This is a genomic window from Lactivibrio alcoholicus, assembly GCF_055390895.1.
Genome location: NZ_AP042471.1, coordinates 1473047 through 1485567, shown reverse-complemented (window position 1 = coordinate 1485567; position 12521 = coordinate 1473047). Strand labels below are relative to the sequence as shown.

Genomic DNA, 12521 nt, shown 5'->3' with positions numbered 1-12521 from the left:
GGGTATTTTTGGTTTCAATCCACGCTCCCGCATGGGGAGCGACTCTCTATCTCGTCCTTGCCGTACACTTTGTCCTCGTTTCAATCCACGCTCCCGCATGGGGAGCGACTCGCGTTTATCGCAGTGATGGTTTTCGCTTCGTCGTTTCAATCCACGCTCCCGCATGGGGAGCGACAGGTCCGACTGTGCCGCATCGGTTGGGTCATAAGGTTTCAATCCACGCTCCCGCATGGGGAGCGACCCGAGACTCCCGATGCGGCACTTGAGATGCACGCGTTTCAATCCACGCTCCCGCATGGGGAGCGACGTCGGTCGCGTCCGAACCGGCGTAGTTGACCTTAAGTTTCAATCCACGCTCCCGCATGGGGAGCGACTATGGCGACAGATTTACACTCGGGGCAAGAGATCGTTTCAATCCACGCTCCCGCATGGGGAGCGACCCTGAAGGGCGACAAGGGCGACGCGGGGGACGACGGTTTCAATCCACGCTCCCGCATGGGGAGCGACATTCACGGTACAGAGATACCTCCAAGCCATAGACGTTTCAATCCACGCTCCCGCATGGGGAGCGACGATGTCGCGGATAGCCCCATTTCGCGTATGACGCGTTTCAATCCACGCTCCCGCATGGGGAGCGACTCGGACTACATCCGGCATCAGATCGGCAGTCGAAGTTTCAATCCACGCTCCCGCATGGGGAGCGACCGGTCGCGTCCGAACCGGCGTAGTTGACCTTAAGTTTCAATCCACGCTCCCGCATGGGGAGCGACCATCCGTCCGCGGAGGTGACGATATCGGCCGGGGAGTTTCAATCCACGCTCCCGCATGGGGAGCGACGTCTGGCTTGTGAGGTACGGGTATATCGGCATGACGTTTCAATCCACGCTCCCGCATGGGGAGCGACTGACGCGGCAGATTTTTATGACTACATCGCGCCGGTTTCAATCCACGCTCCCGCATGGGGAGCGACATTTTGCGTTGGCTCGATGCCCGCGCTTGAGGGTGTGTTTCAATCCACGCTCCCGCATGGGGAGCGACTATATGGTCCCACCTGACCCTCCGGCACTACGTCGTTTCAATCCACGCTCCCGCATGGGGAGCGACCAATGTCCTCGTGACGGAGTTCGAGAGCGGCAAGTTTCAATCCACGCTCCCGCATGGGGAGCGACCATCCATCCGCGGAGGTGACGATATCGGACGGTGTTTCAATCCACGCTCCCGCATGGGGAGCGACGCGATTATCGGGGCGAGGTCGGGGTCATCTTGGAGTTTCAATCCACGCTCCCGCATGGGGAGCGACTACCGGTTATCTACGGTGAGGTTCGCGTTGGTGGGTTTCAATCCACGCTCCCGCATGGGGAGCGACACCTTGTTCTGCCGGTCAGGGACGTACACCCGTTGTTTCAATCCACGCTCCCGCATGGGGAGCGACGCACAGACCCGAACACGGTCTACGCAGCGATCAAGTTTCAATCCACGCTCCCGCATGGGGAGCGACCCGGCATATTTGAGCCAAGTTATTCACGGATCTAGTTTCAATCCACGCTCCCGCATGGGGAGCGACTAAGGGTCGATGTACTTCTTGCCGTATTTGACTCGGTTTCAATCCACGCTCCCGCATGGGGAGCGACCAGGCAAATGGGCCGGGCAGAGATTTGACCTTCAGTTTCAATCCACGCTCCCGCATGGGGAGCGACTTCGGCGTCAAGTTGTAGCGGTTGATGGTGTCAATGTTTCAATCCACGCTCCCGCATGGGGAGCGACTGATCAATCCCCGCCGGATCACGGTGGGGCAGTGGTTTCAATCCACGCTCCCGCATGGGGAGCGACCCGGTGGTCGGTGGGGTTGTGGTGATAGAGACGGTTTCAATCCACGCTCCCGCATGGGGAGCGACGGGGAGGTGCGACAAAATGACGAAGCTCGATGATCTGTTTCAATCCACGCTCCCGCATGGGGAGCGACGGTATCGACACAAGGAGCAGACGATCGTGACGACGTTTCAATCCACGCTCCCGCATGGGGAGCGACGACACGGCGCTGGCAGCCCGCGGCGAATAGGGAGATGTTTCAATCCACGCTCCCGCATGGGGAGCGACAGTCGGACGAGACAATATAAGGCGACGCCCGCGGCGTTTCAATCCACGCTCCCGCATGGGGAGCGACGCGCTCGACGGGGATCATGTTGACGCGACGTGGGTTTCAATCCACGCTCCCGCATGGGGAGCGACGAGGTGTGGCATGTGCGGCCCGTTTGCGTATTCGGTTTCAATCCACGCTCCCGCATGGGGAGCGACCTTGTCGCCAACGGTCCGAACCCGTAGGGAGGTGTTTCAATCCACGCTCCCGCATGGGGAGCGACGTGCGGAGGAGATCGCGGTGGCTCTCGCTGCGGCGTTTCAATCCACGCTCCCGCATGGGGAGCGACGAGAGCTTCGGCGGAGGCCGGTTCCGGCTGCGTCGGTTTCAATCCACGCTCCCGCATGGGGAGCGACAACGATGTGATCCTGGATGATCTTTTCTTTGGTGTTTCAATCCACGCTCCCGCATGGGGAGCGACCTCGACATCGGGCCGGACCTCGGGTATCCGAGAGTTTCAATCCACGCTCCCGCATGGGGAGCGACCCCGGCGCTCTTCACCTTCACCCACCCCGTCGAGTTTCAATCCACGCTCCCGCATGGGGAGCGACCAGCAGACACGGCGACCTATGCTACATCGGCGGGTTTCAATCCACGCTCCCGCATGGGGAGCGACCTCGTCGGTCACCTTCTTCAGTGCAAGGCAACCGTTTCAATCCACGCTCCCGCATGGGGAGCGACGGTGAACGCATGTACTGCCAGATCCGAAATGACGAGTTTCAATCCACGCTCCCGCATGGGGAGCGACCGTTGGACAGCTCGACGCCGATGATTCCGCAGACGTTTCAATCCACGCTCCCGCATGGGGAGCGACCCGCCCGACCGGACCCATCGCCCGGCGCACTTGGGTTTCAATCCACGCTCCCGCATGGGGAGCGACTTTTTCAAGATACTCGTCGATCAGGCCGCGCACGAGTTTCAATCCACGCTCCCGCATGGGGAGCGACGCGCTATCGGTATATAGGTCTATAGACTCATCTTTGCGTTTCAATCCACGCTCCCGCATGGGGAGCGACATATCCCTCGCAGAGCGGCGGACCCCTAATTTCTGGTTTCAATCCACGCTCCCGCATGGGGAGCGACCGGCACGACGGCGGCGTGACGACCATCGTGGACGGTTTCAATCCACGCTCCCGCATGGGGAGCGACGCCGCGGGTGAGGCGGTCGTCGAGGCGGCGAAGATGTTTCAATCCACGCTCCCGCATGGGGAGCGACGCGCCGGCATGGGACTGCCGATCATCGGGAAGCCGTCGTTTCAATCCACGCTCCCGCATGGGGAGCGACCTCCCGGTGCCGGCGCAGGAGCGCGGAGGCGGAGTGGTTTCAATCCACGCTCCCGCATGGGGAGCGACAGAAGCGCGTGATCAAATTCAGCAGGGGAAAGAAGTTTCAATCCACGCTCCCGCATGGGGAGCGACACATGCGTACGAGCGCCTCAAGGCAAAATACGAGGTTTCAATCCACGCTCCCGCATGGGGAGCGACTTGTAGCCGCCGACAGGGCGGCTTTTTTGTTGCTCGTTTCAATCCACGCTCCCGCATGGGGAGCGACCGCGGTACCAGGGCGTCCACTGGACGAAGGAAATGTTTCAATCCACGCTCCCGCATGGGGAGCGACGCCGTCAACAGCAGGGTATGCGTCAGCCCGTCGCGTTTCAATCCACGCTCCCGCATGGGGAGCGACCTCGGACAGCCGCTCTCGGACATGCGGATCAATGTTTCAATCCACGCTCCCGCATGGGGAGCGACCCGGCCGCTCGACATCCTCCGCCGCATCGAGGCGGTTTCAATCCACGCTCCCGCATGGGGAGCGACGTGCGAGCGGGAGGCGGACGCAGGCGGGCTCTGGTTTCAATCCACGCTCCCGCATGGGGAGCGACTTCCGACGGCGTCGGACGTGCTTCAGGCCGGAGGTTTCAATCCACGCTCCCGCATGGGGAGCGACGCGACATCCCGGCGGAGATTCTGCTTCGCCTTCCGGTTTCAATCCACGCTCCCGCATGGGGAGCGACTCGATGTATGCCGGAGGAACGGCGGCGGACTTTCGGTTTCAATCCACGCTCCCGCATGGGGAGCGACCGGCGACGGGCTGACGCATACCCTGCTGTTGACGGCGTTTCAATCCACGCTCCCGCATGGGGAGCGACGAGTACATCTCGAGAATGGACTATCTCGTCACGCGTTTCAATCCACGCTCCCGCATGGGGAGCGACTTTATGGATGTTTTTATCTCTAGGTCCATATCTTGTTTCAATCCACGCTCCCGCATGGGGAGCGACCGCGGATGGCATGGAGATTCAGGACGAACTGTTGTTTCAATCCACGCTCCCGCATGGGGAGCGACCACCAGCCGACCGCCGACGAGGTGCGGGAGCGGCGAGTTTCAATCCACGCTCCCGCATGGGGAGCGACGCGAGAGTGGAGGGGGTAGGCGGTGGATTCGCAGTTTCAATCCACGCTCCCGCATGGGGAGCGACCGGCGAACGGGCTGATGTCCTCGACGGACAAGGCGTTTCAATCCACGCTCCCGCATGGGGAGCGACCAACCGCCGCTGCCACTCTCGATGCGACCGGAAGCGTTTCAATCCACGCTCCCGCATGGGGAGCGACGGGAGTTTCGTTGAATGGCGGCGACTGAGACGATGTTTCAATCCACGCTCCCGCATGGGGAGCGACGCATCGAGCCCGCCATCGTCTGCATGGCCGTACTGTTTCAATCCACGCTCCCGCATGGGGAGCGACTCAGGGCGTTCGTCGCGTGGCTCGGGCGACTGTCGTTTCAATCCACGCTCCCGCATGGGGAGCGACGTGCTGCGGCAGTCAGCGAAGCCGGGACCATGGCGTTTCAATCCACGCTCCCGCATGGGGAGCGACTACGGATAGATTTCGCGATCCGCTTCGCACTGGCAGTTTCAATCCACGCTCCCGCATGGGGAGCGACGTCGAGCCGGAGATCCGACACGACGGTGACACGGTTGTTTCAATCCACGCTCCCGCATGGGGAGCGACACGATCGCGTTGTGATCCTTCGCCGTGATCGTAGGTTTCAATCCACGCTCCCGCATGGGGAGCGACGGGGGCGGTCAAGCGCATGGCGGCTGCGGCAGAGGTTTCAATCCACGCTCCCGCATGGGGAGCGACGCGGAGGTTGGGATCGATGACGCCCTTCGAGACTGTTTCAATCCACGCTCCCGCATGGGGAGCGACTCGACGCGGCTATCAAGTCCTTCCAGACATTGACGTTTCAATCCACGCTCCCGCATGGGGAGCGACAATGCGGACTGGTATTCGTGGTACCGCATTACGATGTTTCAATCCACGCTCCCGCATGGGGAGCGACAGGGATTGAGCCGCTTCGATGGCTCGGGTCCGGTGGGTTTCAATCCACGCTCCCGCATGGGGAGCGACCCGCCCGGGCGGGGGCACGGCCCGGAGGATGCAGTTTCAATCCACGCTCCCGCATGGGGAGCGACCGTCGCGAAAGTTCGCGACCTTCGACGTAGACGAGTTTCAATCCACGCTCCCGCATGGGGAGCGACCGACGACGCTGTATCAAGGTGCGCCGCCGTGTTGTTTCAATCCACGCTCCCGCATGGGGAGCGACCTGTTCGCGATTCGGTGGTTGCCGCCCATTCCTGTGTTTCAATCCACGCTCCCGCATGGGGAGCGACATCGGATGCGCAGATCGTCGTCTACGCGGAGGATGTTTCAATCCACGCTCCCGCATGGGGAGCGACAGAGGCTCGTGTCGCATCTATAGAGCGCCCCGGAGTTTCAATCCACGCTCCCGCATGGGGAGCGACGCGGCGATCAACGCGTCAACGATCGTTGTCACGTGTTTCAATCCACGCTCCCGCATGGGGAGCGACTTGTGCGTTCGTTCTGCGCGATCCACATACTTGCGGTTTCAATCCACGCTCCCGCATGGGGAGCGACGGGCGAGGAGTATTTCGAGGAGACGCCTGGCGAGGGTTTCAATCCACGCTCCCGCATGGGGAGCGACGAGAAGGACCGCGACGCGTACAAGGAGAAGAACGGAGTTTCAATCCACGCTCCCGCATGGGGAGCGACGAAAGCCGCCGGAGCACAGTTCGGAGAGGTCATGGTTTCAATCCACGCTCCCGCATGGGGAGCGACGTGTTTGCAAGGCTTCCCACGATTTGAGATTCAGGCGTTTCAATCCACGCTCCCGCATGGGGAGCGACAGCATCCCCACCGGACCCGAGCACCAGACCGAGCGGAGTTTCAATCCACGCTCCCGCATGGGGAGCGACGCGTATAGGCGCAGAAGCAAAGACCATATCCCGTGGTTTCAATCCACGCTCCCGCATGGGGAGCGACGTACGCATGACGGTACATCATCGTCTTTCGGGCCGTTTCAATCCACGCTCCCGCATGGGGAGCGACATATACTTTTCATGGAGCCGTTCCCCGCAGCGGGGTTTCAATCCACGCTCCCGCATGGGGAGCGACCATCCCCACCGGACCCGAGCACCAGACCGAGCGGAGTTTCAATCCACGCTCCCGCATGGGGAGCGACGATTGCAACGCTTCCCATGATCGACAGTTTTTCGGTTTCAATCCACGCTCCCGCATGGGGAGCGACGTGCGGCGCGCGTTCGATGGGTGGTTCCGATCGCTCGTTTCAATCCACGCTCCCGCATGGGGAGCGACCTGGACTTTGATAATGACCTTCGCATCTTCCGGAGTTTCAATCCACGCTCCCGCATGGGGAGCGACTCGGGCGTGTACAGGGCGGCGCTCGCGGCCGTCGTTTCAATCCACGCTCCCGCATGGGGAGCGACGTACCAGGCATGTCGGCACGCATGGTATAGCGCACGTTTCAATCCACGCTCCCGCATGGGGAGCGACAGTGGCAGGTTATTTTCCAGTCATAGTGCGCTTTCCGGAATACATTTCCGCGAACCCTCTTGTCAAACATGGAATATCAAAAAGAACATATGCCTCCAGTTGATCACATTCACTTCCTGACGGTGTTTCCGGCTTCGCGCGGACCTCCCGGCATTTTCCCCGTCACTTGAGGTTCGCGCTAAAAAATCATGGGACCTTCGGGATCGTACGTTGCCTTTGTCCCCTGATGTTCTACGCGATTTTTCCAGTTTGCCCCGAGGAAGTAGAATCGCAGACTATCCTTTTCCGGATCGTATATTTCGAGAAGTCTATGCCGCAACTCACTCCATTGCGCCGGATCGACGAGACATTCAAATACGGAATTCTGTACGCGCTGGCCGAAATTCAGGCACGCTTTCGCGACATGCCGCAGCCTCCTCGCCCCTCCGTCGGATGCCGTGCTCACGTCATACGTCACAAGGACCATCACAGTCTCATGTCACCCCCCCCCCCTATTTCCAGCGATATGGAGGATACCCGTCGAGGTCTCCTCTCAGAAAACGAGCCAGCAGCATGGACTGCACGTGCGGGATCAACCCGATGCACATCTTCTCGCCGATAAACGGGTGAACGATCTCTTCCTGCTTTCGTTTCTGGTACGCGATGAGAACTTCCTTTCGCGTCTTTTCATCCATGAGGACGGCCCCCGTCTCGGTACTCGCGAATCCACCCCCGCGAACCTGCTGCCGATTGACCAGCGTCAGTGCAAGTCGATCGGCTATCATTGGGCGGAACTCCTCCATAATGTCCAGAGCGAGACTCGGACGTCCCGGACGGTCACGATGCAGAAAACCTACCGCCGGGTCGAGCCCGATTCCCTCGAGCGCCGATGCCGTATCATGCACGAGCAGGGTGTATATGAAGGAAAGGAGCGCATTCATTGCATCCAGCGGCGGACGTCGGGATCGTTCCGTAAAGAAGAACGCCTCTTTTTGAGAAACGATCATGTGATCGAAGACCGAAAAATACGTCCGGGCGGCGTCGCCCTCGATGCCGCGAACGGAATCGAGCGAAATCAACGGTTTCTCCAACATTGAAATATGGTGCGCCATGTCTGAAGCCGCCGCGGAAAGAGCTTCGCATGACGCCGGAGCGACGTGTTCTCGCGCGGCCCTCATAATGCCGGTTCTGCCGTTCGCGATCTTCGCGATGACAACCGAACGGGCGATTTCGGCAGAACGTTCCCGGCTGTCGGCGCAACGATACTGTTCGCGCCGGAGCAGCACATTCCCGGACACCGGTCCCTGGACGCGCGCAAGGAATCTGCCGTTTTCCGTCATGAACGTCACGGAGACGCCTCTCTCTCCGCAGAGACCGAGAAGAAACGGGCTGCACGAGACTTGTCCGAAACAGACGATGCTTCCGATCGTGTGGATTGGAACGTGAAGCTTCGTCTCCTGTTCCTGGCGGACAAGAACGGTTTCTCCCTCGCGGGCGAGATACGAGCCCTGCGTCGTGATATAGAGCGTATTGAGCAGGCGTTTCAGGATGACTCCTCCTCTCCCGACTCGCGTTGCGCGGCGGAAATGAATTTTTCGATGTAGCGCCGTGCGCTGTGCCTGCCGTCAGTGGCTTCCGGCATACACGCGTCAATGAGGGAACAATTGTCGCATCGGGGTGCAGGCGAGGCTGGAGGAGTAACGCCCCGCGCCGTCAGATCGTGAAGCTTTTTTACAAGATTCTCGGTCTTCTGTCGGAGATCCTCCGAGAAGAGGATCCGATGGCGTCGTCTGATACGACCGTAGAAAATGTCTCCTTCCGAAATATCGACGCCGAGCATCTCTTCGAGGCATAATGCCTGGGCGCAGAGCTGTATTTCGTCACTCGCGTCCAGTTTTGGCTTCCCGTGTTTGTGCTCCACGATATGCGGCGGGGCATCGGGAGAGAACTCGACGACATCCGCCTGTCCTACAAGCCCCAGACGAAACGAGCGAAGCCAAGGGGAGTGTGCGATGCGTATCTCCCCATTGGCTTCGACGTCATCGTCATGGACGCGCTCGTGCTGCCAGCGGCCTTCGGCCGTAAGTGTGTTTTCACTCCAGACACGCTCCAAATGGATCAGTCCCCACTGACGCTCGCAGAACGCCAGATGCTGGAGCGCCGAGATCGGGAGAAGATCGTCTTCGGTGAACATATGAACCGGCGCCGTACGCCCGGCTACACGTCGACGATCGTGAATGTCTCCGTGACGGGATTTCCGTCGAGCAGAATGCTGTAATCCGTAAAGCTCCGTGCAGGCCCGTCGTTTGTTCGTTTGCATGTCACTCTGGAAAAAAGTTCATGCGCGGGTCTATTCCCCAGAGCCGTCGCGTGTTTGAACGCAATAAGCCTACGGGTGCTCATCAGGCCTCTGGCGGCGGAACGGTCGTACTCGAACATTTCCTGAAGCGCTTTCCAGAACAGATCGAGGTCTTCCTGAGAAAACCCCGTCTGTGCAGCCAGATGCGCGGAAACGAAGCCATGAGTGCGATAGAGTCCGTACGGGACCGTATATTTTCTCCCCATGGTGCGGTTGTCGCCGCTCTGCTTCTCGGCTTCCGCTTCCGTTGCGACGGCCATCCGCGTAATGCTGTGTTCGAGCGCGATGATGGGATCCACCGATCGGGCGAATGTCAACTGGATGGGACCGCGAACCTGCCCGGCGTTTTTTCCCGTACTCATAACAGCGCCAAAAGTCCGTACATCGTAATATTTTTTACACATCCAGTCTCGTGCCGCTTCTGTTCTATCTCCCTTTTCCTTGTTCTTCACCGATTCTTGCTCATGCGCTTCATCAATACTGAGATTGAGAATGGCTTTTTCTTTTATGAAGATATCGTTCTTTGTCGTTACCTGAACGTAGTTTCTTATTTTTCGCTTTATACATACATCCGTAACGAGCCCCATGCCTGTTTCGGCATCAATCCGGGGAAGATTCCCCGCATCCGGGTCTCCGTTGGGGTTCCCGTCCTGAACATCGAAGAAAAGGACAAAATCGTATCTATTTGTAATCATCGTTCGTCCCTCCTGACTAGATATTGGGTAACGTTTGCTGTGCCGTCTTACTCGTGAAGAAATCCTGGCGCTGATGGTAGTATCCGATCGCAAAATACGCCTGCTGGTCCAACGTCAGATGCCCGGGGAAACCCGAGATTTCGCTCATGACCTCCATGATCTCTTTCTCGAAGTTGACTCGCCTTCCGGGATTGCCGAGCTTCGAAAGGTGGTAGTTCTTTAGCTTGAGCAACTGTGAGAAAACTGCAACCGGGCTCGAAGAAGCGGCGCCGTAGAAACGATCGCGAATCGTGGCATTGATCCCCGGATTCGCCTCCTCCTGAATTTTTTCGAGAACGGCGAAGAGGCGTCCCAAGCGATATCCGATATCAGTGTTTGTCCTGTCAAGCGACACGAGTATCTTCTCCTTTCCGGAAACTCCCGGAGCTCGGTTCAGGAATGCCTTCAGAATCCCTGCCCGGGAACGGTTCACATTTTGCTCCGCGCGGACGCGACGGATGCATTCCTGCATGAGCGTACGCGGGTACGGCGTTCCGTCGAGCATGCTCGTTATGACGGCGCCCGCAAGGTTCGGACGGACGTTGTCCATTTTGTATTCAAGAGCCGTGGCGCGGAGGATCTGATTCAGCGAGAGATGCTCGGGCTCCTTTGAACTGTGGACTATCTGTATGTCGTCGAAATGTCTCAGTATTTTTTCGCCGATCTCCCGGACGGATCCCTGTCGCCAGAAACGGACCGATATCCTGGCGGCATTCGGCGAAAGCCCCAGGACGTAAAAACGATCGCCTTCATCCAAAGGAACCGCACCGGAATGAACGGCGTCATACAAATCTCTCACAGCACGGACACCCCGGTCCGGATCGTCTCGCGACTCCACGAACCATCCGAAGGCGTCCTCGATATTGAAATCCTGCGGTTTCGCCTGTTCCGCCCAGAAGACGATCGTTGCGTCTCCGGAGGATGTCTTGTTCCTGGAATCCTTTCCCAGAAGCATGTTCAGGGCCGTTGTGTAGGAAAACGCCGCGCTCTCTCCGATCGGCGCGTTGTAGTTCTGCGCCTTCCCGAACGAATTGAACGCCGGCAGGTTGAAAGCAACCAGAGCCCCCCCCGAGGTATTCGTTCCTCTAACGCCTTTGATTGCTGGATGCAGGCGCGATATCGTCGTATGTTCTCCCGAAACAAGGCAGATACCATTCTCGGATATGCCGGAACTCTTCCGAATACGTGAACGGATGGAATCGAATATCGTCGTTCCCTCGATGCCATCGACTTTAAAGGTGATAAACGAGTTGCTCTCAAGAAGTTCCTTCCAAACTTCCCCACATTCGGGGTGCTTTGCGATTTGTTCAAGCGGGGTCTTTTCAAGAAAAGACGACACTGATGAAACAGGAGGAGAATTCATGAGATCCTGAAGATCCGCCCGTATCCGTTCCTTGAAGGCCGAGTGTCGCTTCTCGATATCGTTGCGATCTCGAGGGTTCGCGCCGAGGACATATTCAACGTTATCCCAAAGCAGGTTTGAACTGATGTTGACAGTTTTCTTCATCCCTTGCGGAACGAGGAACGCTCTCGCGCGCTTCTTCCTGCCCTCGCCTTCACGTGTATCGAGTATTGTCTGAAAGACACCGTCACTGTCGATAACGATGAGAAAGGGTATTTCCTTGAACTCCCATCCCTCTGGAGCTACTGAATCGTTGTCGTTTTCCGATTTCCTGCGGTAATAGTCGCTGAGCGCCTGAATGATCACCGTTTCACCTCCTCGCTGTCGGGGTCGGGAACCATCACGACGCCATCGTTCATTTGTGCGCGGAAGAACATTGGAGCAGGGGTGTTCAGGTCTGAATAATCCAAGTCATAAAGCATAAACCCCAGATCTCTGGTTTCCGGAATGCAGATGGTTCCGTCATTCGGATCTTCGATGAGTCCAAAAGAGCAACTGAACTCGCGGCATCCGAGATACGGCTGGTTGAAACACTGTCCTTTCCGTGCACGACGTTCGAAAATAGCGTTATATTTTCCCGGATTTTCGTCACTGGAGAGAACTGTTTTTTCTTCTTCGGAAAGGAACTGTCGAGCTATCAGCTCATTCTTCGAGTAACCTTGCGAGTGCTTTCTTGCAGCGGGAGGAATGAATAAAAGTTCCGCGTGTAGTCTGTACCTGACGTCACGCAGAAAAAGCCCCGCGCGCTGCTGTCTTTGGTCTTCGATATAGATCCCGTCAGACCTCGGACTCATCGTGACTCCAACCTCATTTCGTCGCACCGATGTCCACCGGATCGGATTCAGCACCTGGATTTTTCTGACCTGCCAGCGAATCGCAGGCTTCCAGAATATGGCCTCGAAGACGGCCCGCGCCGCGGAAGGCGTTATAACGTCGTAGCTGACCCGTTCGACCTTCATTTCCGGGCGCGTGAAACACGCGAACGGTCCTTCGACTTCGATGCAGAAGGTTTTGTTGTGGTGCTCCAATGCGTTCACC

The 12521-nt window shown here is 58.4% G+C and carries 6 protein-coding genes and 1 CRISPR repeat array (1 of these 7 cut by a window edge); all 6 genes read right to left on the bottom strand.

The annotated features are described in order from the left end of the window. Positions 1–7009: a CRISPR direct-repeat array (repeat unit 32 nt; unit sequence GTTTCAATCCACGCTCCCGCATGGGGAGCGAC) (it extends 3832 nt beyond the left edge of the window). Between the two features lie 178 nt (positions 7010–7187). The 6 genes from cas2 to cas5c are packed head-to-tail and all read right to left on the bottom strand — an operon-like array spanning position 7188 to position 12520. Next, on the bottom strand, positions 7188–7475 hold the full coding sequence (cas2, locus tag ACZ5IU_RS06915; protein WP_464421836.1) for a CRISPR-associated endonuclease Cas2: 288 nt from the start codon (positions 7473–7475) through the stop codon (positions 7188–7190). 25 nt (positions 7476–7500) lie between these two features. Further along, positions 7501–8508, bottom strand: a complete 1008-nt coding sequence (cas1c, locus tag ACZ5IU_RS06910; protein ID WP_464421834.1) for a type I-C CRISPR-associated endonuclease Cas1c — start codon at positions 8506–8508, stop codon at positions 7501–7503. Between the two features lie 23 nt (positions 8509–8531). Further along, positions 8532–9182 (bottom strand): CRISPR-associated protein Cas4, encoded by a 651-nt coding sequence (gene cas4 / locus ACZ5IU_RS06905; protein WP_464421464.1) that lies wholly within the window; start codon positions 9180–9182, stop codon positions 8532–8534. Positions 9183–9205: 23 nt separating this feature from the next. Beyond that, complete coding sequence (gene cas7c, locus ACZ5IU_RS06900) at positions 9206–10042, bottom strand: type I-C CRISPR-associated protein Cas7/Csd2 (RefSeq protein ID WP_464421463.1); 837 nt, start codon at positions 10040–10042, stop codon at positions 9206–9208. A gap of 16 nt (positions 10043–10058) precedes the next feature. After that, positions 10059–11789: a type I-C CRISPR-associated protein Cas8c/Csd1 gene (gene cas8c / locus ACZ5IU_RS06895; RefSeq protein ID WP_464421462.1), complete on the bottom strand. Its 1731-nt coding sequence runs from the start codon at positions 11787–11789 to the stop codon at positions 10059–10061. Next, complete coding sequence (gene cas5c, locus ACZ5IU_RS06890; protein ID WP_464421461.1) at positions 11786–12520, bottom strand: type I-C CRISPR-associated protein Cas5c; 735 nt, start codon at positions 12518–12520, stop codon at positions 11786–11788. The genes cas8c and cas5c overlap by 4 nt, the downstream gene beginning before the upstream one ends. Position 12521 lies beyond the last annotated feature (1 nt).

Bases quoted from the DNA above. Each gene is read 5' to 3' on its own strand.
- cas2 (WP_464421836.1), bottom strand. From the start codon at position 7,475: ATGGTCCTTGTGACGTATGACGTGAGCACGGCATCCGACGGAGGGGCG.
- cas4 (WP_464421464.1), bottom strand. From the start codon at position 9,182: ATGTTCACCGAAGACGATCTTCTCCCGATCTCGGCGCTCCAGCATCTG.
- cas7c (WP_464421463.1), bottom strand. From the start codon at position 10,042: ATGATTACAAATAGATACGATTTTGTCCTTTTCTTCGATGTTCAGGAC.